The sequence below is a fragment of the Nostoc sp. genome, assembly GCF_036917815.1.
In the GTDB taxonomy this organism is placed as follows: Bacteria; Cyanobacteriota; Cyanobacteriia; order Cyanobacteriales; family Nostocaceae; genus Nostoc.
The window spans coordinates 47,201-70,828 of sequence record NZ_JBALEK010000041.1 but is presented as its reverse complement, the minus strand read 5'-3'; the positions used below and the strand labels follow the sequence as shown (position 1 = coordinate 70,828).

Annotated in this window: 10 protein-coding genes; 8 read left to right on the top strand and 2 right to left on the bottom strand. The window is 43.0% G+C overall.

The window, feature by feature from the left end; translation table 11 throughout:
• Window positions 1-48: 48 nt before the first annotated feature.
• The 4 genes from V7K97_RS11245 to fabD all read left to right on the top strand — a co-directional run bounded on the left by V7K97_RS11245 (window position 49) and on the right by fabD (window position 4,878).
• Window positions 49-1,530, top strand: a complete 1,482-nt coding sequence (locus tag V7K97_RS11245) for a leucyl aminopeptidase (RefSeq protein WP_334800993.1) — start codon at window positions 49-51, stop codon at window positions 1,528-1,530.
• Window positions 1,531-1,777: 247 nt separating this feature from the next.
• Window positions 1,778-2,800 carry a phosphate acyltransferase PlsX gene (gene plsX, locus V7K97_RS11240; protein ID WP_334800992.1) on the top strand — a complete coding sequence of 341 codons (1,023 nt, stop codon included), beginning with the start codon at window positions 1,778-1,780 and terminating at the stop codon, window positions 2,798-2,800.
• A 101-nt stretch (window positions 2,801-2,901) separates the two neighbouring features.
• A complete protein-coding gene (locus V7K97_RS11235; RefSeq protein ID WP_334800991.1) occupies window positions 2,902-3,894 on the top strand; it encodes a beta-ketoacyl-ACP synthase 3 in 993 nt (330 codons plus the stop codon).
• 102 nt (window positions 3,895-3,996) lie between these two features.
• Window positions 3,997-4,878 carry an ACP S-malonyltransferase gene (gene fabD, locus V7K97_RS11230; protein ID WP_334800990.1) on the top strand — a complete coding sequence of 294 codons (882 nt, stop codon included), beginning with the start codon at window positions 3,997-3,999 and terminating at the stop codon, window positions 4,876-4,878.
• Window positions 4,879-5,241: 363 nt separating this feature from the next.
• Here the strand turns inward: fabD and V7K97_RS11225 are convergent, their stop codons facing one another.
• Both V7K97_RS11225 and V7K97_RS11220 read right to left on the bottom strand, forming a co-directional pair.
• Window positions 5,242-10,743: a trifunctional serine/threonine-protein kinase/ATP-binding protein/sensor histidine kinase gene (locus V7K97_RS11225; RefSeq protein ID WP_334800989.1), complete on the bottom strand. Its 5,502-nt coding sequence runs from the start codon at window positions 10,741-10,743 to the stop codon at window positions 5,242-5,244.
• A gap of 73 nt (window positions 10,744-10,816) precedes the next feature.
• The gene (locus V7K97_RS11220; RefSeq protein WP_334800988.1) at window positions 10,817-16,783 is read right to left on the bottom strand and encodes an AAA family ATPase; all 5,967 of its coding nucleotides are present in this window, start codon (window positions 16,781-16,783) and stop codon (window positions 10,817-10,819) included.
• A 221-nt stretch (window positions 16,784-17,004) separates the two neighbouring features.
• On the opposite strand from V7K97_RS11220, the gene V7K97_RS11215 reads away from it, so the two are divergent.
• The 4 genes from V7K97_RS11215 to V7K97_RS11200 all read left to right on the top strand — a co-directional run bounded on the left by V7K97_RS11215 (window position 17,005) and on the right by V7K97_RS11200 (window position 23,566).
• Window positions 17,005-17,145 carry a hypothetical protein gene (locus V7K97_RS11215; RefSeq protein ID WP_334800987.1) on the top strand — a complete coding sequence of 47 codons (141 nt, stop codon included), beginning with the start codon at window positions 17,005-17,007 and terminating at the stop codon, window positions 17,143-17,145.
• A gap of 1,047 nt (window positions 17,146-18,192) precedes the next feature.
• Complete coding sequence (locus tag V7K97_RS11210; protein ID WP_334800986.1) at window positions 18,193-20,550, top strand: family 2 encapsulin nanocompartment cargo protein terpene cyclase; 2,358 nt, start codon at window positions 18,193-18,195, stop codon at window positions 20,548-20,550.
• Window positions 20,551-20,618: 68 nt separating this feature from the next.
• The gene (locus V7K97_RS11205; RefSeq protein ID WP_334800985.1) at window positions 20,619-22,028 is read left to right on the top strand and encodes a family 2B encapsulin nanocompartment shell protein; all 1,410 of its coding nucleotides are present in this window, start codon (window positions 20,619-20,621) and stop codon (window positions 22,026-22,028) included.
• Window positions 22,029-22,156: 128 nt separating this feature from the next.
• The gene (locus tag V7K97_RS11200; protein ID WP_334800984.1) at window positions 22,157-23,566 is read left to right on the top strand and encodes a family 2B encapsulin nanocompartment shell protein; all 1,410 of its coding nucleotides are present in this window, start codon (window positions 22,157-22,159) and stop codon (window positions 23,564-23,566) included.
• Window positions 23,567-23,628: the final 62 nt, after the last annotated feature.

Below are 23,628 nucleotides of genomic sequence, written 5' to 3'. Positions count from 1 at the left end.
TTTTGAGCAATACTGGTACAGGAAGGAATATTTACACAAAATCCCAAAATGAAAATTCAACCTAGTGATCAGCCTTTGCTAGAGTGGGCAGGCGATAGTTTGGCAATTGGATTATTTGAAGATGCAGTAGAGTTAACCGGAGAACTGGCGACTTTAGATCAAAAGTTTTCTGGAGTCTTAAAAGAACTGATTGCCGAAGAAGAATTTAAAGGTAAAGTCAACAGCGCTATTTTCACCCGTGTAAATGCTGGTAGCCCAGTGCGGAAATTGATTTTAGTAGGTTTAGGAAAACCAGAAACCCTAAACTTAGATTCTCTGCGTCGCGCTGCGGCGGCTGTAGCCAGAGTGGGAAAAAAGCAAAAAAGCAAAATTCTGGGATTTAGTTTTCCATTATGGAATAACGATCCAGCAGCCAGTGCCCAAGCGATCGCAGAAGGTGTGGAATTAGCACTTTACCAAGACATTCGCTTTAAATCAGAACCAGAAGATAAAGGTTCACAAATAGAAACCGTAGATTTAATCGGATTCGGCGGACAAGAAGCCGCCATCACCCGCGCCAATCAAATCGTTTCTGGGGTAAATTTGGCACGTCAGTTAGTAGCAGCGCCAGCCAATGCAGTCACACCAATTACTTTAGCCGAAACTGCTCAAGCGATCGCTACAGAACACGGTTTACAACTGCAAATTCTGGAACGAGAAGACTGTGAAAAGTTGGGCATGGGTGCTTTTTTAGGAGTAGCCCAAGCTTCTGATTTGCCACCGAAATTTATTCACTTGACTTATAAGCCAGAAGGTACACCCAAAAAGAAACTTGCAATTATTGGTAAAGGTGTAACCTTCGATTCCGGCGGACTCAACATTAAAGGTGCTGGTAGCGGCATCGAAACCATGAAGATTGATATGGGCGGTGCAGCTGCCATCTTGGGCGCAGCCAAAGCAATTGCTCAACTCAAGCCAGATGTTGAAGTTCACTTTATTTCGGCGGCGACTGAAAACATGATTAGCGGTCATGCCATGCACCCTGGAGACGTTCTCACAGCATCAAACGGCAAAACAATCGAAGTGAACAACACTGATGCTGAAGGACGTTTGACCCTAGCAGACGCCTTGGTGTATGCCGACAAACTGGGCTTAGATGCGATCGTTGATTTAGCCACCCTCACAGGTGCCAACGTCATTGCCTTGGGTGAAGATATTGCTGGTTTGTACACTCCCGATGATGGTGTCGCTTCCCAAATCCAGAAAGCGGCTGAAACTTCAGGAGAAAAGATTTGGCGGATGCCAATGGAAGAAAAATATTTTGAAGGGCTAAAGTCTGGGATCGCGGACATGAAAAATACAGGGCCGCGTCCAGGTGGTGCGATTACGGCTGCCCTTTTCCTCAAACAATTCGTCAAAGAAACCCCTTGGGCGCACATAGATATTGCAGGACCTGTGTGGACAGATAAAGAAAATGGCTACAACGGCGCAGGGGCAACTGGCTACGGCGTTCGGACGCTAGTTAATTGGGTAGAGGGTAGTGGGGAATAGGGAGAAATCAATTCAAAATTCAAAATTCAAAATTCAAAGTTGAAGAATTAAAAACTGGGGGGGACATGGGGACAAGGAGAATAACCATGCCCCATGCCCCATGCCCAATACCAAAAAATTCGTGCTATGTTGAGCTTGCCAGCAAAACTGTTGCAATAATAACAGAAGTAATTTGGCGGTCAGAAAGTTAAGCTTTTTTGGCAAAGCCATCTGGTAGAATTTGTAAGGTTTCTAGAAGCTGTGAGCAATGGGATCGACTCGCGTAAGGATCGCAATTGACGCAATGGGTGGGGATCGCGCACCCGGTGAAATCGTTGCTGGCGCATTGCGAGCAAGGGAAGAATTGGGTGTAGATGTATTACTGGTTGGTGATCCCCAACAAATAGAAGCTGCCTTGCCGCCAAAAACAAATTTAGGGCAGGTAGAGATCATTCCTGCTGAGGAAGCGATCGCAATGGATGAGGAGCCTTTAAATGCAGTTAGACGCAAACGCAAGGCTTCCATCAATGTGGCGATGGATTTAGTCAAGCAGCAGCAAGCTGATGCTGTATTTTCTGCCGGACACTCTGGGGCAGCAATGGCATCCGCTTTGCTCCGCTTAGGACGATTGCCGGGAATTGAACGCCCAGCCATCGGGACAGTTTTTCCCACAATTATTGCTGGTAAGCCAGTGCTGGTACTTGATGTCGGCGCTAATGTAGATTGCCGTCCCAAGTTTTTAGAACAGTTTGGCGTTATGGGATCGGCTTACAGTCAGTATGTCTTGGGTACAACTGAACCCAAGGTTGGTTTGCTAAATATCGGTGAAGAAGACTCTAAGGGCAATGACGCAGCCGTTCGCGCCCACCAAATGCTCCGCGAAAATTCCCAAATTAATTTTATTGGTAATGCCGAAGGGCGTGATGTGCTTTCTGGTCGCTTTGATGTAATTGTCTGTGACGGTTTTGTGGGCAATGTATTATTAAAATTTGCCGAAGCTGTCGGAGAAGTGATTCTGCAAATTCTGCGGGAAGAATTACCCCAAGGATTGCACGGTCAAATTGGTTCAGCACTCTTAAAACCAAATCTGAAGCGGATTAAGCAAAGGATGGATCACGCAGAACATGGTGGTGCATTGCTCTTAGGTGTGGCAGGAGTCTGTTTGATCGGTCACGGTAGCTCCCAAGCTCCTTCAGTTTTTAATGCAATTCGTATGGCCAAAGAAGCTGTTGATAGCCAGGTAATACAACGAATTCAGTCCCAGTATATTCTTGAGCGCGAGGGCGGTTAGTCATTGGTCATTGGTCATTAGTCCTTTGTCCAATTGTCATTTGTAAAGGACAACTGACAATTGGACAAAGGACAAAAAGCTGATAGCTTGGGAGATTAGGAGTGCAAAACTTAGGCGTAGCAATTACCGGAAGTGGCTCGGCAGTACCAGCAACTTCCTTACATAACCAGACATTGAGTGAACTAGTTGAAACATCAGACGAGTGGATTAGCACAAGAACGGGAATCCGTCAACGGCGATTAGCATTGCCATCTGAGTCCTTGAGTGTACTCGCTACTGCCGCCAGCAGTCAGGCGATGGCAGCTGCGGGAATTAAACCAGAAGACCTAGACCTAATTCTGCTAGCGACTTCCACCCCTGACGATTTGTTTGGTAGTGCTTGTCAAGTACAGGCACAATTGGGAGCCACCAACGCAGTAGCCTTTGACTTGACTGCTGCCTGCTCTGGCTTTGTGTTTGGTCTGGTTACAGCAGCCCAATACATTAGAACAGGTGTCTACAAAAATGTACTTTTGATCGGGGCAGATATCCTCTCTCGCTGGGTAGATTGGCAGGATCGGGGCACTTGTGTACTGTTCGGTGATGGTGCAGGGGCAGTAGTATTACAGGCTGCCAAAAGCGATCGCTTATTGGGATTTGCCCTTAAAAGTGATGGTACTCAAAACCATCACCTCAATCTTGCATACACAGGCGCTTCCCAAGAACTGCTCCCCGGTGTAAATATCACTAAAGGCACTTATCAACCGATTACCATGAACGGCAAAGAAGTCTACCGCTTTGCAGTCCAAAAAGTGCCAGAAATCATTGATAAAGCTTTATTTCAAGCTAACCTCAGTGTTGACCAAATAGATTGGTTACTGTTGCATCAAGCCAATCAACGGATTATTGATGCCGTCGCCCAACGCCTGAACATCCCAGAACATAAAGTTATCAGTAATCTTGCCCAGTATGGCAATACCTCAGCTGCTTCTATCCCCTTAGCTTTAGATGAAGCAGTACGGCAAGGTAAAATTAAACCCAATGACATCGTTGCTGCATCCGGCTTTGGTGCTGGCCTTACCTGGGGCGCGGCAATTTTTAAATGGGGAAGGTGAATATTTAGTCATTTGTCATTTGTCCTTTGTTAATGACCAATGACCAATGACCAATGACCAATGACCAATGACCAATGACCAATGACCAATGACTAATGACCAATGACTAAAACTGCATGGGTGTTTCCCGGACAAGGTTCCCAAACACTGGGAATGGGAATGGATTTATTAGATATACCGTCCGCTAAAGATAAGCTGGCCCAAGCTGAGGAAATTTTGGGCTGGTCCGTAACTGAAATTTGTCAAAGCGAAGAAGAAAAGTTATCAAAAACGCTCTATACCCAGCCGAGTCTTTATGTGGTAGAAAGCATTCTTGCTGACCTGCTTCTAGAACGTGGACACCAGCCAGATTTACTTGCTGGTCACAGTTTGGGAGAATATACTGCTCTTTACATTGCGGGTGTCTTTGAGTGGTCGGCTGGTTTATATCTAGTAAAGCGTCGTGCTGAACTCATGGATAGTGCCGTCGGTGGGATGATGGCAGCTTTGATGAACTTTGACCGCGAACAGTTAGAAAAAGTCATTGCCCAAACGCCTGATGTGGTCATAGCAAATGATAATAGTTCGGTTCAGGTGGTAATTTCAGGTTCGACTGAGGCTGTACAAGCGGTGATAACTCAAGTTAAACCAAAGCGTGCTATTCCCCTAAAAGTTTCTGGAGCATTTCACTCACATTTCCTAGCACCGGCGGCGGCACAATTCCAAGAGATTTTAGAATCTGTGGAATTTCAGCCCGCGATTGTGCCGGTGTTGTCTAATGTCGAACCAATTCCGTCTATTGATGCCGAAATTTTAAAGCAACGTCTAAACAAACAAATGACGGGTTCTGTAAGATGGCGAGAAATTTCTCTGCAATTACCAGCCAATGGTATCGAGCGAGTAGTGGAAGTTGGCCCTGGTAAAGTTCTAACTGGCTTGATTAAACGTAGTAGCCCTGATTTAATATTAGAAAATATCCAGAGTGCTGCTAATTTGCCTGCTTAACAAGAAAGAATAAAGGGTGTAATGACTGTGGTTAGCATAACTAAATTATGCGGACATGATATTAGGGGGGATCAAAACGTTGTGGGGCTACGTTATAAGACTTGTGTGTACACCGTAGCCTAAGAGGAGAGAGACTTTGAATTTTCCCCCTTCCCGCGACGAGTTGGGGGTTAGGGGGTTAGTTGTTTCGTGGCTTTTCCACATAACGTGAAAAGTCAGATCCTAAACCTGTGCCTTTACCAACAGCTTTCGTAGTAAATAAATGTTTATGAACTTCGTTGACAACTGCTGTTTCAATACGGTTCGGTTAAGGCAAGAGACGCGATAAATCGCGTCTTTGCGTCGATGCCTTCAAACATCTGGTCAGATTGGAATCTCAATAATAAATTCAGTTCCTTTATTTGGGATGCTATCACAGGTTAACTGACCTTTGTGTTTATCTACGACAATCTCATAGCTAATAGATAGCCCTAAGCCTGTACCACTTCCTACCGGCTTAGTAGTAAAAAATGGGTCAAAGATTTTCTGCTGCACCTGTGGTGTAATTCCCGAACCGTTATCAACAAAGCGAACTATTACCGTGTTGTGATCTGTGCATTCAGTGACAATGCGAATTATCGGATTATCAGTTGTTTTTTTATTAAGTACTGCATCTTCTAAAGCATCGATGGCATTCAGAATCAGATTCATAAACACCTGGTTCATTTCTCTAGCGTAGCATTCTACCAACGGCAGATCGCCATATTGCTTGACGATTTCAATCGCCGGACGTTCTGCATGGGCATTGAGTCGATGTTGCAAAATCATTAAGGTGTTATCAATGCCTTCATGGAGATTCACCGCCTTGTATTCTGATTCATCCAAGCGCGAAAAGTTACGTAACAATAGAATAATTTGCCGAATCCGTTCCGAACCTACTTTCATCGATTTCAGGATGTTATGTAAATCCTCTTTTAAGAAGTTAAAATCTACAGTTTCTAGTTCTGTTTGCAGGGATTCAGGTGGATGAGGATAGTGAGATTGATAGGTGTTTAATAAGTGCAATAAATCTTTTGTGTGTTGCTCAAGGTGATTTATGTTTCCATGAATAAAACTAATCGGGTTGTTAATTTCGTGGGCAATTCCTGCTACTAGTTGTCCCAAAGCCGACATTTTTTCACTTTGCACCATCTGTGCCTGAGTGCGATGTAATTCTTTTAAGGTCGTTTGCAATTGGTCATTTTTTTGGTTTAATGCTTGGGTGCGATCGCTAACTCTGTTTTCTAGTTCCATATACAAACAAGCATTCTCTAAGGAGATTGCTACTTGGGACATTAATAGATGCAAAATTTCTAGGCGATCGCGGGTGAATACTCCTACTGTCAGGCTATTTTCTAGGTATAAAATACCAATCAATTTGCCTTGGTTGAGAATTGGCGCACAGAGAATACTCTTGGGTGAATGGCGAATTATATAAGGGTCAGCCGCTAGGGTTGAATCGATGACTGCATTCTCAATCACAGCCAAGGTGAGAGTATTTTTGACCCGATTGATTAGGGTGACAGGTACTGTTTGACCATCATCAAAAGCTAGCGATCGCAAGACAACAGCAGGCTGTTCGATCTGGGAAAGTGCCTCAATTACCCAGCGTAGGCGTAGCCCGTCGTAGACATCGCTTTTTGGCATCAGCAACGCACATTTATCAGCACCCGCACTTTCGAGTATCACCTGAAGTAGGGTGGACAGTAATTTCTCCAACTCAATTTCACTAGAGAGTGATTGAGAAGCTTTGAGAATAGTTGCCAGATCGAGGGCTTCTGAGAGGCTATTATTACTAATGGTGAAATTTTGGAGGGTGTTAGAGGAGATCGGAATCATCGTTTCTGTAGATGTGAAAGATGGTTGCTGTTTTTGCAAAATTGTGACGAGGAGTTGGGGATAGCGGGTTTCTAAATCAACCGCTTTGGCTTTTGCTCCCCAACGGGTGTAACAATAATAAGCTTCAGTCATGTAGACTTGAGCGATTTTTTCTTTGCCCCAATGGAGATAGAATTTGGCGGCGAGTTCGTTGGCTAAAGCTTCTTCGTTGAGATATTGATTTTCTTTGGCCAGGGCGATGGCGCGATCGTAGAGAGCGATCGCCTCTGGATATTTCTTCAGTATCCGAAATTGTTCTGCTTCTACTAGTATAAACTTATGTTGGTGATTACTTGGAGCGTGAAATGCCCATTTCTTCAGTTTTTTCTGATTCCCTTTGACGTGCTTGAGGAGTTGCTGACGTTCTGAAGATGAGACCTTTGGATAAACAGCCAACCGTGCCAGGGAGTCATAAAGGTAATGTACGACTGTGGACAATGTTGATACACAGCTATCATAGTAAAGTTTTGCTGTATTCGCTTTTTCAACGGCTTCAGCATACTCCTCAAACAAGTAATGTAAGTATTGTTGATGAACATAGCTGAAGAACAACCCGGAGTTATCTTTGATAGCTTGTTGCATCCGAATTGCCTCGGCAACCTGATAACTTTCCCCCGACAAGATGCTGGGATTGTGAGTATGACCTAAAAGATTTAAGGTAGCTTGATGATGGATTTGCAGGTAAATTGAGCCATTTTTCTGATTCAACGGGGCGATCGTCGCCATCAGCGATCGGATTATTTGTTCCGTGTCGCTTAAGTCTTTTCCTGTCCAATAGTGGCTGTAAGAATAGATCACCGCCGACCAAGTTGCATACTCGACATCTCCCGTTTCTAGCCCGGTTTGGTGAGCCTCTAACAGTGATGGAATGGTGTCTTTTACAGGTTCGCGCCAATGGCTGATAAAGGTAGAGTTCGTGAAGAGGGTTTGTGCCTGGGAATCAGTGGCGTGAAAACGCTCTAACACTTGCAAAGCCAATTGTCCAAACTCATAACCCCCTTCAATATCAATCAGCACACCGCAAAGAATCATTCCATACCAAGCGTAGGCAACGGCTGAGAGGGCTGTATTCCCGTAGCGAACCGATAAATTAATCCGCTCAAAGACAAATAGCGGCATCAACTGTGGAGCGCAGACATAAGTTGCAGACACCGTACTCGATAAAATTCGCATCACAGCCAGCGCCTTGGGATTGCTCATCTTGGGCAAGTCGATCAACTGTGCTGTTTTTTTATTACCCAAGATCAGCTTAGTTTTCGCTAATCCCAGCAAGACATCGATTTTAGTCGGTTGTTTAGGAAGCTGAATGCCCAACTGCTGTAGCACATCTAGGGCAGTAGAAATAGCATCTGGCATCTGGCTTTGAGCAATGTCAGCCAATATTTTGGTCTCATAGGCACTAACTTTATCGAGTAAGTTTCTGGCATTTTGCAGAATTAAGGCAATTAGTCGATCTGTCTGCTCAAATTGGTTGGATATGTAAGCGACTCCAGCACCTAAATCATACAGTGCTAAGGTCAAGGGATAGTTATCTTGCCATTTGGTATCTGGCAGTCGGTCAATGCCGTTGCTAACAAAGATGAAGGCAGCATCAAAGGCAGCGGAGGCTTTGGCAGCTTTACCCGCCTGCAAGTTGAGGGTGGCAAATTCATACTGGGCTTGAGGTTCGATAATTAGCTCGGCGGCTAAGTTGAAATGACCGACAATATCAAAAATTCTTTCCTGACGCTGGGTTTCGCTACTGTTGCGAACTAGTAGTGTACCGATTTCTAGATGGGTAATTTGTTTTTGGTCGTCAGGAATCAGGGAATAGGCAGCTTGCTGGATGCGATCGTGTAAAAATCGATAAGTCGGATTGGCTGCGGCATGAGAAACCGATTGAGTGTCAGACTGAATAAAGAACTTATAAATTTCCGTATTGGGAATAATCAGCCCTTCTTGCAAAGCTTTCCATAAATCAGCCGCCGTTGCTTCTAATGATTGTTCTGAAACCATCGCCAGGGTATTTAAATCAAATTGTGCCCCAATACAAGCTGCTAGTTTCAACACATTCTGAGTCTGGTTCGGCAACTTTTGCAATTGCATTGCCATAAACTCCACCACATTATCAGTGAGTGCTAAGGCTCTGACTTGAGCGATATCACACTGCCAATATCGCCTTTTGGAGTCAAAAGTAATCTGTCCATCTTCATACAATGCTTTCAGAAATTGGGTGGCAAAAAAAGGATTACCTTTGGTTTTTTTTAACACCAATTCCGTCAATGGTTGAGCTAGGGATAACTCGCAATTCAGCGTATCTGCCACCAACTGATTCAGATCGACTAAACTTAACGATTGCAGTGTAATGGTATTAACCACTGCCCCAGCTTTGACGATTTCATCTACAGTCAGGATGAATGGGTGAGTCGGTGATATTTCATTATCCCGATAAGCACCTAAGATTAATAAATATCTGGTTCCATCCATCAACAATTGCAGTAATTTCAGCGATGCAGAATCTGCCCATTGCAAATCATCTAAAAACATCACTAAGGGATGTTCTCGGCTGGTGAAAATTTGCACAAATTTCTGCATTAGCAGATTGAAGCGATTTTGGGCAGCAGTTCCCGATAGTTCTGTGGCTGGGGGCTGTTTGCCGATAATCTGCTCTAGGGATGGAATGACATCAATTAAGACTTGTCCATTGTCGCCAACAGCTTCGAGAATCTTGGTTTTCCAGGTTTGTAGTTGTGCATCTGATTCTGAAAGGAATTGTCCCATTAAGTCTCGAAAGGCTTGGACAAAGGCGCTAAAGGGGATGTTGCGCTGAAACTGGTCATATTTGCCTTTGATAAAGTAACCACGTTGCCTCACAATGGGTTTATGAACTTCATTCACAATGGCAGTTTTTCCAATACCAGAAAAACCTGCTACTAGCATCATTTCTGTACTACCTGTGCTGACTTGTTCAAAAGCAGCTAATAGTTGAGTAACTTCTTTTTCTCGACCATAGAGTTTTTCTCTTATGGTAAAGCAATTGCTAATATCTCGCTCTCCTAATGTAAAATATTCAATGTTTCCAGTAGCTTGTAATTTACTTAGACAAATCTCTATATCATGCTTGATTCCCAATGCACTTTGATAGCGGTCTTCGGCATTTTTAGCGATTAATTTACTGATAATTTCAGATAGAACTAACGGAATATTAGGATTTATTTGATGGATTTCAATGGGAGCTTTTGCCAAGTGGCAATGTACCAATTCCATCGGGTCATCGGAGATAAATGGTAATTGTCCCGTGAGTAATTCATAAAAGGTGACACCTAATGAGTAGAAGTCACTGCGGTAATCAATTCCCCGATTCATCCGTCCAGTTTGCTCTGGCGAAAGATAGGCAAGTGTGCCTTCTAGAGCATTGGCATTTTGGATATTTTGGGTTTCTCGTGGTAGTAAAGATGCAATACTAAAGTCAATTAATTTAACTTGTTTAGTTTCAGGATTAATTAAAATATTAACGGGTTTAATATCTTTATGAATAATTCGCTCGCGGTAAAGTACATCTAAGGTGTTGCACAATGCGATCGCTATTTCTAAAAACTCTATCAGAGATTCTACCCTTCCCCTCACTACTTCGGCAACTCTTGGAGACGCTACGCGTAGCTTGCTTCCCCGGAGAGGTACGCTCAGTACAAGTCCCCACTCCTTTAGAGAAATCCCCTTAAAGTCTTCCATTACCAACGCATAGCCATTTTGGTAGGGTTCCAGGCTGTAGGTTTGAACAATGAGAGGTGAGTTGAGATTTTTGGCAATGGTGTACTGATTGCGAAATTGCACCAGTTCGCTGAAATTGGGATAAGGATTTTTCAGCAATTTAATCACTACAGGTAATGAGTCGATTTCTCGATACCCTCGATAAACCAGAGTTCTGGAACCATTGTAGAGTTCTTCGCTGATGCGATATCCGGCAATATTGACAAGGGTGCTAAGCATACAGCTAAATCATTAAGATTTCCAGATTTAGTATTCCCAGATATCTGAAGCTGTTTACCAAAAAAGCCAAAAATTACACCGGAATTTCAATGATAAATTCTGTACCCTCAGCTAGAATCGAGTTAAAACTCAATTTTCCGCCGTGGGTTTCTTCAACGATTTGCCGAGCGATCGCTAATCCTAATCCCGTCCCTTTACCCACACCTTTTGTAGTAAATAAGTGGTCAAAAATCTTTTGTTTCACTGATTCATTCATCCCCTTACCATTATCAGCGATCGCAATTTTCACGCCTTCATTTACCAGTGAGGTTTTAATTGTAATTCGGTTGGGATTGTCCTTAATTTCTTTGAAACTCCGTCCCATATTTGATTCATCCAGTGCATCAATTGCATTGGCCAGAATATTCATAAATACCTGATTTAATTGCCCAGAAAAACATTCAATTTGGGGCAAATTACCATAATCAGTTATCACTTCAATTGCTGGACGTTGTTCGTCTGCTTTCAGGCGATGTTTGAGAATTAAAATCGTACTGTCAAGACCTTCATGGATATTAAACGGTACTTTATAATCTTTATCACTGCGGGAAAAAGTTCTTAAACTAGTGCTGATATTTTCCAGGCGATCGCACGCCATCACCATTGAATCAATAATCTTGGGTAAATCTTCTAAGCTATAATCTAAGTCAATTTTTTCGGCATGGTCTTTGATTTCATCGCCTGGATTTGGTAGACTTTCTTGATAGAGTTTCAAGTGTTCAACAATATCCGCAAGGCTGGGTTTAGCTTGTTGGAGGCTGGCAGAAATAAAGCCCAATGGATTATTCATTTCATGGGCTACTCCAGCAACTAAGTTACCTAAAGCAGACATTTTCTCATTTTGGACTAACTGAAGTTGGGTTTGCTGGAGATGCTGGAGTGTTTGTTCCAGTTGAGTTGCTTGTTTTTGCGTTGCAATTAATAAATCTGTTTGCTTGAGTGCAACTCCCATTTGTGCGCCGACTTGCTGTGCAAATTGAATTTCCGATGGTAGCCAGTGACGAGGATTAGCGCATTGGTGAATGCAGAGTAATCCCCACAGTTCTTCTTCTTGCATAATCGGCACAACTAATGATGCTTGAATCTGAAATTGCCCTAAAATTTCCCGATAACACTCTAAAATATCAGATGATTGTAAATCATTGATTACACCAAAGTGTCCCTGTTTATAGAGGTTGGCATAGCTTTCGCCAAAGCAATGATCTTGAATTTTGACTGCTAGAGCAGAAGGGAATGCTGGTAGTACATCTTCAGCTATAAATTCGCCATATTCATAATTTACATCTAGATGAAATTGATATATGCCCACTCGATCAGCATTGAGGATGCGCCGAATATTTTGGGTAACGGCACTGAAAATAACATCTAAATCTAAAGATTTCCGCATCTGGTTCACAACATTAAACAAGGTCTTTTGTTGTCTCAGGGATTGTTTTAGCTGTTGAGCATTTTCTAGAGATTCTTGATAAAGTCGAGCATTTTCTAGAGATATTGCAGCTTGGGAAGAAATGAGGTTAATAATATTCAGGCGATCGCTGTTAAATAACCCTTGAATCATTTTATTCTCTAAATAGAGAATCCCCACCAAATGCCCTTGATTAATAATCGGAGTACAAAATACACTTTGGGGTTGATATTGCAACATATATTCCCCAATTAAACCAGGAATATCTGTTTTGCAATTGTCTATAACCACTGTTTGTTGGGTATTTTTGACGTAATGGATAATTTTTACAGGAATATTTTGACAATTGTCTAGTGATTCTGGGCTGAGGCTCGTTTGTATTTTCTCACGATCAATAAAAGTAATTGCTCGTACTTGCCAAATATTTTCTTGGGGAAGCAGCAGTACAGCTTTTCTCGCGCCAGAGTTTTCTAAGATAATCCGGGTGAGACTGGCGATGAGTGTATCTAATTCCAGAGAACTGGAAATAGCTTGAGCGGCTTTCAGGGCAGAGGTAAAATCTAAAACGTCGGAAATATTGGTGCCGCCAGTAGTATTCGTGTAACTAGATGAGAAAGTCCCACCAAAGCCAATAGTTTCTAAGGGATTGAGATTGAGATTAAGTTTTTGTTGTTTCAGGAGAAATTCAAGTAGTTGGGGATAGCGTTTTTCTAAGTCGGTAACTTTGGCTTTTGCTCCCCAACGCGCATAACAATAGTAAGCTTCTTGCATATAGACTTGAGCAATTTTTTCTTTACCGCATTCGAGGTAAAATTTAGCCGCGAGTTCGTTTGCTAAAGCTTCTTCTTGAATATAGCTGTTTTGTTTTGCCCCCGATATTGCCAGGTCGTAATATTCTTGTGCTTGAAGTTTATTGCCGAGAATGCGATGGCGTTCTGCTCTAATTAAATCGCATTTGTGTTTAATGTCGGTGGGAACTAATTTTGCCCGTCGTTCTAGGTTGTACTGAATTTTGGTAACTCGTTTGAGTAGCTGCTTTTTTAGTTGAGGTGAGGAGTTAGGATAAGCAGCCAATCGCGTTAAGGCATCATAAAACCAAGTAGATATAATACTATAGATACCAATTAATTCTTGTTCGTAGGGAAGGCAAGCATCTGCTGCATCAAGTGCTACTGAGATATTACTAAACAAGTATGCAATAAGTGCTTTGAAGCCATAAATAGTAGAAAGAAAGACAGCATCATTACTGGCTTGAAAGTGGGGAATTAGCTGTGTTTCATCGCACTCTGTGCCAACTAATATATGGGGTTGGGGAGATGCCTCCGTCAGATTTAGCATTACCTGCCGCAGTATACTAATTTGTTGTAGACTCACTTCATTGGGTATTTCCGTTGTCAATGCTTGATGGTAGAGTTCAGAGATTGGTAACAACTCAATGAGTGGCTTTCCTAAGAAGAAACCTATATTAATTTCATTGAAGTATCCCGTAGCTGCGTAAGCAAAATCTCCACAATCCAAGCCTGCCTGTTTGCCTTCCCGAATCAAGTGTAAACTGTTGCTGAGTGGTTGTTGCCAAATTTGGCTGAAGATTGCCACGATTACTTTTATTTGTCCTTCAATATAGAGGTTTGGTAATTTATTTAGTAACTTCAGGGAAAATTGACCCATTTGATAACTTGCTTCCAATTCCTGCAAATTTGATAAAATAACGCTGTAGACTGAATAAAAAGTAGATGACCAGATAGAATTACCTTGTTGAAGAGATTTCTGTACGCCCAGAAATGTCAATAGTACCATTAATGACTGCGAACAAAAATATGCTGGATAGAAAATTAAATTGCAAATTTGCAGGACGACAATAGTTTCTGGATTTGTCATTACAGGTAATTGCAACAGTTTTTCTGACGACTTACCGCGCAATAAAACCTTAGCTTTGATTAATTCTGCCAACACTTGTAATTTACTTGGCTGCGATGGTAATTTAATCCCTAACAATTGGAGAAATTCTAAACCCGTATCAATCGACTTTTGATAATTCTTCTGGGCACTATAAGCTTGAATTTGAGCCTCATAAACAGCAAGGTTATCTACTACTGTTTGGGAATTAAGTTTTACTACCTCCATCAATTGAGTAATTTCTGCAAACCTACCTGTCAGAAATGCTGTATCTGCGGCAATATTATGCAAACTAAGAGTAATATTATATTGCCGTTGCCAACTATTATCATCTAACAAACTCATCCCTTTTTCTGCATAACTAAAAGCCGATGAATATGCCGTTGCCCTTCTCGCTTTCTGAGCAGCATTGAGGTTGATTTGGGCAACTTTATTTTTCTCAACGTCATCGGCGATCAGGGAAATTCCCATATTCAATTGATTGGCGATATCAAATAATTTATCTGTTTGTTCGCCATCTGAAGTGTTGGATAATAATAAACGTCCAATCTGTAAATGGGTTGCTTGTTTATCTTCATCAAGAATCAATGAATAAGCAGCTTGCTGAATGCGGTCATGGGAGAATTTGTAATTAACAACATGGGACATTTCTTGTTGGTAAATTGCTTCTTTATTGCCAATATAAAACTTATAAATTTCACTTTGTGGTAAAACCAAAGCTTCCTGCAAAGCTTTCCAAAGTGCGGCAGCAGTTTCATTTTCTGACTGTTGAGAAACAGCTGCTAAGGTCATCAAATTAAATTGATTGCCAATACATGCCGCTAACTTTAAAATCTCTTGGGTTGAAAAAGGTAGCTTTTGTAACTGTTGCGCCATAAACTCTACCACATCATCAGTCAATGCAGCTTGTTTAACTAGGGTAATATCGCACTGCCAGCATCCTAGATCAGAGTTGAATACAATCAAATTATCTTCATATAAAGCCTTGAGGAACTGTGTACTAAAAAATGGGTTTCCTTGAGTTTTTTGATAAATTAACTGCGTCAAAGGTGTAGCTAGGTCGTGTATGCAATTTAAAGTATCTGCAACCAGTCGATTTAAAGTATTTTCACTAAGAACTTGCAATGTAATACTATTAATAACTGCACCCACTTTATGCATCTCCTCCAAAGTGATCATCAAAGGATGTATTGGAGACACTTCATTATCCCGGTAAGCACCAATTAATAATAAATATCCGCTTTCGTCACCCATCAATAATTCAACCAGTTTGAAAGAAGCCGAATCAGCCCACTGTAAATCATCCAAAAACATCACTAAGGGATGTTTTTTAGTTGTAAAAACGCTAATAAATTTCTGAAATATTGAATTAAATCTATTTTGGGCAGCAGTTCCTGATAATTCTGGTACTGCTGGTTGGATACCAATAATTCTAGATAATTCGGGGATGACTTCAATAATTACTTGTCCATTTTCCCCCACAGCCTCTAATATATTGCTTTTCCATTGCTGGATTTGAGCATCACTTTCTGTGAGCAATTGCCCCATTAAATCCCGGAATGCTTGCACAAATGCACTGAAGGGAATATTGCGCCCAAATTGGTCGTATTTACCTTTGATAAAATAGCCACGTTGCTGCACAATCGGTTTATGAACTTCGTTGACAACCGCAGTTTTACCAATACCCGAAAAACCAGCTACCAGCATCATTTCTGTTGCACCCAGGCTGACTCTTTCAAATGCTTGGAGTAGGGTTGATACTTCTCTTTCTCTTCCATAGAGTTTATCAGGGATAATAAAGCGATCGCACACATCCCTTTGGGCAATTTCAAAAGTTTCAATCTTACCAGTTTTTTGGAGTTGAGTTAAACAATTTTCTAAATCAAATTTCAGTCCCAAGGTACTTTGATAGCGGTCTTCACCATTTTTTGCCATCAATTTACTGACAATCTCCGAGACTACAGACGGGATTTGTGGGTTAATTTCATGTACTAGGGGTGGAAGTTTTGCAATATGACAATGCACCAACTCCATCGGATCGTTTGATTGAAATGGTAAAACACCAGTAAGTAACTCGTAGAATGTCACACCCAGAGAATAAAAATCAGTCCGATAGTCAATTCCCCGATTCATTCTCCCGGTTTGTTCTGGGGAAATATAAGCTAGTGTCCCTTCTAATACATTGAGATTGATGAGTGTTTGTGTTTCTCGTGGGAGTAAAGATGCAATACTAAAGTCAATTAATTGAACTTGTTTTGTTTCGGGATTAATTAAAATATTGGCGGGTTTGATGTCTTTATGAATAATCCGCTCTCGATACAATACATCTAAGGTATTGCACAGTGCGATCGCTATCTTTAAAAACTCTCCTAGAGACGCGATATATCGCCCCTGGTCAGAGGTGAAATAATCTTTAAGAGAAATCCCGCCAAAGTCTTCCATCACCAAGGCATAGCCATTCTGATAGGCTTGGAGGCTATAGGTTTGGACGATTAGCGGTGAGTTGAGATTTTTAGCAATGGTGTACTGATTGCGAAACGACAAGAGTTCACTGAAATTCGGATAAGGATTTTTCAGTATTTTAATCACTACAGGTAATGAGTCGGTTTCTCGATACCCCCGATAAACCAAGGTTCTGGAACCATTGTAGAGTAAATCATAGATGCGATATCCGGGAATACTGACAATAGTGCTAACCATACTGCTAAATCCTTATAACTTCCAGATTTAGTATTCCCAAATTACTAGTACCGCAAGGCGGAATTCAAAATTCAAGCAGGATGCTCTCCAATACTGCGTAGGTTTTGGTGCATAGTCATTGGAGATCCCCCTTAGTCCCCCTTAAAAAGGGGGAAAAATAAGCCATTCTGAGCAAGCCTTTTTAAGGAGGGTTGGGGGGATCGATTCTTAACCGAGCAGTATTGGGACGCTCTCTACGAGACGCTGTGCGATCGCAACATAGCAGGCTGTTCCAGTTGAGAGAATGCCTCAATTACCCAGCGATCGCCTCTGAATATTTCTTCGCTAGTCCCTACAACCAGGTGCAGGTACGAAATATATAGGGTTTCGAGGTTCAGAACAAAAAACAAGCGATCGTTTCAGTAACGATTTTCCTTACTTGTAGGCTCGGTTTGCCGGAGGATTGGCTCTATTTCTGATTACCTGCACTGTTCTGTAGGAACTACCATCGCATTGCTCTCATTGGGAACTGATATATTACTTATTATTTTTTTTTATATTTTAATTATTCACTTCATTCTCTACTTAATTATTTTCTTAACTGTCTTAACTGTCTTAAATGTCTACTTAATTATTTTCTTAACTGTCTTAACTGTCTACTTAATTATTTTCTTAACTGTCTTAACTATCCAATTAATGATAACTAAACGTCTTAACTGTTATTGCATTTTATTGATAAAGCTGAGATGATCTTAAAGACAGATGTTTATAGCTATTTTTGGAGATAAAGCAAAGATAATACTTGGCTGAAGGTGTATGACAAACTTTCTTAGTGAGTTCGAGTTGCTGCGGGGCGTAAACCTAGTCCTTTAGAAGCAGCAATTGATAGTCAATCAGTATATAGGACTCATATTTGATTTCTGAAATATACGTAGGGGAGCCAGTCGTGTGGGCGGGTTTCCCGACTTGAGCGAACTGGCGTTGCGTTACGCCAAAGGCTAACGCACCAGTTAACGATTTAGGTGCGTTAGGCTACGCCATAACACACCCTACAGATACTTAGATTTTTTCAGAAATCAAATCGCACTCCTATATATTCATTCAGACTCCTGCATAATGAGATTTAACTAAAAAGCCGCTTAATTTATTTAAGTAGGCACAGCAAAAAGTGGATTATCTTAAATAATTCGTAATTAAGTTTTGTGACGGGGATTTAGACTCCGACCCAAAACTTGCCAGTTATTGAACTGGGGGATTTAAACCCACGGTAGTCGGTTAAACAATTTCACGAAATTCTGGTAAGAGCAATTTGTGAATTTTTCGATTATAAGGAGAAAGTTCATGGTATCAAAGATTAACCAAAAATATCAAAAAAATTAACAAGACTTAAATCAAAACAATGAGCTTAAACTGATAGGTTTAAATGGACAATGACTTCAAGTAAGCAACCTTTTGAGTTGCCGAGTTTTTATGTACCTTGGCCGGCACGGCTGAACCCAAACCTGGAAGCAGCACGGGTACATTCTAAAGCTTGGGCTTATGAAATGGGAATTTTGGGTGGGGCAGAAGGATCAGAAGATTATGGGATTTGGGATGAGCGCAAGTTTGATGCCCATGACTATGCACTATTGTGTTCCTATACCCATCCAGATGCCGATGAACAGATGCTCAATCTGGTAACTGACTGGTATGTTTGGGTATTTTTCTTTGACGATCACTTCCTTGAGCTTTACAAGCGTACCCAAGATATGTCCGGGGCTAAGAAGTACCTCAATGGACTACCAGCGTTTATGCCTGTACAGCCCCAAGAAACGTCGCCAGAACCCACCAATGCCGTAGAACTGGGTTTAGTAGACCTCTGGAATCGCACCATTCCCAATGCCTCCCAAGACTGGGTAATCCGATTTTCTGAAAGTACCATCAATCTTCTCAAAGAATCTCAGTGGGAACTCGCCAATATCAGCCAGCATCGAGTCGCCAACCCCATTGAGTACATTGAGATGCGCCGTAAGGTAGGAGGAGCGCCCTGGTCAGCTAACCTAGTGGAACACGTGGTTGGGGCAGAAATTCCGGCTGCGATCGCGCCATCTCGACCAATGCGTGTCCTCAAAGATACCTTTTCTGATGGGGTACATCTGCGAAATGACATCTTCTCTTATCAAAGAGAAGTAGAAGAAGAAGGGGAAAATGCGAACTGTATCTTGGTCTTGGAACAATTCCTCGATGTGAGTACCCAAGAAGCAGCCAACCTCACTAACGACTTACTCACATCTCGCGTGCAACAGTTCGAGAATACCTTTGTCACTGAACTTCCTTCCTTGTTCGAGGAATATAGTCTGACTCCTGATGAGCGTCTGAAAGTTGTCCTATATGCCAAAGGACTTCAAGACTGGCAGTCGGGAGGTCATGAGTGGCATACGCGATCGAGCCGCTACATGAACCAGACATCAGACAAATCTTCGACAGCAAGTTGGTTTTTAGGTGGCCCCACTGGACTAGGCACATCGGCCGCCCGTCTGGGAACCTTATACGATAGTTTGGGACTAAAACGGTTTAAAAGCTTCACCCATGTTCCCTATCAGCCTGTAGGGCCAGTAACCCTGCCACAGTTTTATATGCCCTTTTCCACCAGTTTGAATCCCCATCTAGAAGAGGCTCGGCAGCATTCTCAGGAATGGGCGCGTCAAATGGGGATGCTGGACAGACTACCAGGGATGCCCAGCATTTACATCTGGGATGACCATAAATTCGATGTGGCTGACGTAGCTTTATGCGGTGCTTATATTCATCCCAATGGGTCTAGTGCTGAGTTGAATATCACAGCCTGCTGGCTGGTTTGGGGAACCTATGCTGATGACTACTTCCCGGCGCTGTATGGCTATAGCCGCAACATGGCCGGGGCGAAAATCTTCAACGCTCGGTTATCGGACTTTATGCCCCTTGATGGGAGTCCTGTTCCCGAAGCCACCAACCCAGTCGAACGGGGTTTGGCGGATATTTGGGCGCGGACGGCTGGCCCCATGAACCCTAATGCTCGTCGTCAGTTTCGTCGGGCGATTGAAGATATGACGGAAAGCTGGTTATGGGAACTAGCTAACCAAATCCAAAATCGCATTCCAGACCCGATAGACTATGTGGAAATGCGTCGTAAGACCTTTGGCTCCGATCTAACCATGAGCCTGTCTCGACTTTCCCAAGGGGACGAGATCCCACCAGAGATATTCCGCACCCGAACCATGCAGAATATCGATAATTCGGCTGCTGATTTCGCCTGTCTGACGAATGATGTTTTCTCTTACCAGAAAGAAATCGAATTTGAGGGCGAGATTAATAACGGTGTGCTGGCGGTTCAGAATTTCCTGAACTGCGATATCCCCCACGCGATCGCAATTGTTAACGACCTGATGACCTCTCGTGCCCTTCAGTTTGAACATATTGTTGCTACTGAACTCCCTGCCTTGTGTGATGATTTCGGACTGGATACAAGCACCCGCAAGAAACTGTACGGATATATCAAGAAACTAGAGCAGTGGATGTGTGGGGTACTCAAATGGCATAGAGCAGTAGACCGCTATAAGGAATTTGAATTGCGGAATAACTCGACAGAAAAACGCTTACTCCAAGGTCCTACAGGGTTAGGCACTGCGGCGATCCAGATTAGACCAAGTGTCGGTCAGGAAAGAACTCAAACCAATGTTCAGCCAGTGGTGCAGAACTTACCGAGTGGTCCTACAGGGTTAGGGACTTCAGCTACCAAAATCGGATCGCTGTTAAGAACTAAAGGTTAGCTCAATCTGAATCCGTATTCCGGTCAATTAAATAATTTGTCAACAAACACTACCAATGGAGATTTATCATGACTAATGCAGCAAATACTCCCCTAGAAAATCAAATTGAGCAACAGCCAATAAGTTTGGGGACAGAAGCGGCGCGTAATTTGGCAACAACCACCAAAACCCAACCCCAGATGCAGGGCATTACCTCACGGTGGCTCTTAAAACTGCTGCCTTGGGTAGAAACAGTGGGTGGCAGCTATCGGGTCAACCGTCGCTTAACCTATACAGTTGGGGATGGACGGGTTAGCTTTAGCAATACAGGCGCTCAGATACAGGTCATTCCTCAAGAACTCACTGAGTTACCTTTGTTGCGGGGATTTGAAGATGTCGGGGTGTTAAACGCCTTGGCTAGTCAATTTGTGCAACAAGAATTTGCTGCTGGAGATGTCATCATCCAAGCAGGTCAAGAGGCCGATCAAGTATTGTTGATTGCTCATGGTAAAGTCAATAAAATTGGTCCTGGCAAGTATGACGAGCAAGTTGTTTTGGATGTATTAGCCGATGGCGATCATTTTGGTGACTACGCTTTAGTGGAATCCCAGGATACTTGGGATGTCACTCTCACCGCCCTGACTCGTTCTATAATCTTATCTCTGCCTCAAGCAGCCTTTCAAAACCTGGTTAACCAGTCTGAGGCTCTGCAAGCGCAAGTGGATCGATTCAGAGAAAAATTGCGCCAGCCCAAAAACCAAGAAGGGGAAGCCTCGATTGATATTACCTCCGGGCACCTTGCAGAGGAAGTATTACCAGGGACATTTGCAGACTATGAACTCAATCCACGGGAATATGAGTTAAGCGTTGCTCAAACCATTTTGCAAATCAATACGCGGGTTGCTGACCTCTACAACGAACCCATGAATCAGACTGAGGAACAATTGCGGCTCACCATCGAAGCATTACGGGAACGCCAAGAACACGAAATAGTTAACAATCGTAACTTCGGACTGTTATACAATGCCGATCTCAAACAACGCATCTTTACCCGCAGTGGCCCGCCAACTCCTGACGATCTCGATGAATTGATCTCTATTGTTTGGAAAGAACCGAGCTTTTTCTTAGCTCATCCCCGCGCTATTGCTGCTTTTGGTCGAGAATGCAACCGTCTAGGACTCTATCCCGATCCTATCCCCACGGGTAACAGTGCAATTCCGTCTTGGCGTGGTATTCCCATCTATCCTTGCAATAAGATTCCAGTTACAAAAGAGCGTACTAGCTCGATTCTCTTAATGCGTGTGGGAGCAACCAACCAGGGTGTCATTGGTCTTCATAAAACTGGCATTCCTGATGAATATCAGCCTAGTTTATCTGTGCGCTTCATGGGTATTAACGAAAAGGCTGTTATTTCCTACCTAGTCAGCGCTTACTACTCTACAGCCGTTCTTGTTCCTGACGCCTTAGGCATCCTTGAAGATGTAGAAATTGGTCTCTAAGTAGTCGGACATCCTCTTGAAAGTAGGGGCGATCGCTCTTAGTGTTCCCGAAGGGTACGACCGTTCGCCCCTACCCCCCAATGCTCTCTCTTAGGAAAGTAAATTTAGTCTCATGAAACGTTAACTTTATGACAGATGCTTCGATTGGGCCAAATTTAGACCAAGAAAACGGGCAACCCCAGATGAGCTTAAGCACCAAAGGGGCACGGAATTTAGCTAAAACCACGAAAACTCCGCCCCAGATGCAGGGCATTACCCCCAGGTGGTTGTTACAGATGTTGCCTTGGGTGCAAGTCACAGGTGGAGCCTATCGGGTTAACCGTCGCTTGACCTATGATGTTGGCAATGGACGGGTTAGCTTTACCAATACAGGAGCCGAAGTACGGGTCATTCCCCAAGCTCTTTGTGAACTATCTTTACTGCGTGGGTTTGAGGATATTGAGGTACTCAACGCCTTGGCAGCCCGCTTTGTGCAACAAGAATTTGCCCCTGGTGAGGTAATTGTCCAGGAAGGTCAACCAGCCGACCAGGTGTTATTAATTGCTCATGGTAAAGTTAATCAGCTTAAGGCCGGAAAATATGAGGCGGAAGCTTTACGGGATATTCTAGCTGACGGCGATTGTTTTGGTGGCGAAGCGATAGTTTTATCTCAGGATACATGGGAGGTTAGCCTGAGAGCGATTACTCGTTGCACGGTGTTGGCCTTGCCAGTACAGGCGTTTCGGGAGTTGCTAAACCAGTCTGAAGCGTTGCAAACTCAGGTCGATCGCTTTAGAGCTATGTTGAGCAAACCTCAGGATAGGTACAATCAAGCCGAGATCGTCATGTCCGCAGGTCATAGTCAGGAAACTGAGTTACCCAGGACATTTGTTGATTACGACTTGAGTCCACGGGAGTATGAGTTAAGCGTCGCTCAAACCATTTTACAGGTGAATACGCGAGTTGCTGACCTCTACAACGAACCGATGAACCAGACGGAGCAACAATTACGGCTGACTATCGAAGCGTTGCGGGAACGGCAAGAATACGAAATGCTTAATAACCCTGATTTCGGGTTGTTGCACAATGCCGATCTTAAGCAACGTATCTTTACCCGCACCGGCCCACCGACTCCAGATGATTTTGATGAATTGCTCTCTCGGCGGCGCAAATCCCATTTTTTCCTAGCTCACCCTCGCACGATCGCTGCTTTTAACCGCGAGTGTAACCGTCGTGGAATCTATTCCCCAAGCACGCAGGTGAACGGAAAGATTGTACCTGCATGGCGCAACTATCCGATTTTTCCTTGTAACAAAATTCCGATCACCAAGGAAGGTACTAGCTCTATTTTGGTACTCCGTGTTGGAGAAGAAAACCAAGGCGTGGTAGGTCTACACAAAACGGGTATCCCTGATGAATACCAACCCAGTTTGTCTGTGCGGTTTTTGGGCATCAGCGAAAAAGCGATCGTTTCTTACCTTGTCAGCGCCTACTACTCCGCAGCGATTCTCATCCCCGATGCACTTGGCATCCTGGAAGATGTGGAAATTGGACGCTGAGGGAAGGGTAAACCTAATCTGTAAGATTTCCAGATTTAGTATTTCCAGATATCTGAGGCTGT

Excerpts from the sequence above, each read along its gene's own strand:
- V7K97_RS11245 (WP_334800993.1), top strand. The coding sequence starts at position 49 with ATGAAAATTCAACCTAGTGATCAGCCTTTGCTAGAGTGGGCAGGCGAT.
- plsX (WP_334800992.1), top strand. The coding sequence starts at position 1,778 with ATGGGATCGACTCGCGTAAGGATCGCAATTGACGCAATGGGTGGGGAT.
- fabD (WP_334800990.1), top strand. The coding sequence starts at position 3,997 with ATGACTAAAACTGCATGGGTGTTTCCCGGACAAGGTTCCCAAACACTG.
- V7K97_RS11225 (WP_334800989.1), bottom strand. The coding sequence starts at position 10,743 with ATGCTTAGCACCCTTGTCAATATTGCCGGATATCGCATCAGCGAAGAA.
- V7K97_RS11220 (WP_334800988.1), bottom strand. The coding sequence starts at position 16,783 with ATGGTTAGCACTATTGTCAGTATTCCCGGATATCGCATCTATGATTTA.
- V7K97_RS11210 (WP_334800986.1), top strand. The coding sequence starts at position 18,193 with ATGACTTCAAGTAAGCAACCTTTTGAGTTGCCGAGTTTTTATGTACCT.
- V7K97_RS11205 (WP_334800985.1), top strand. The coding sequence starts at position 20,619 with ATGACTAATGCAGCAAATACTCCCCTAGAAAATCAAATTGAGCAACAG.
- V7K97_RS11200 (WP_334800984.1), top strand. The coding sequence starts at position 22,157 with ATGACAGATGCTTCGATTGGGCCAAATTTAGACCAAGAAAACGGGCAA.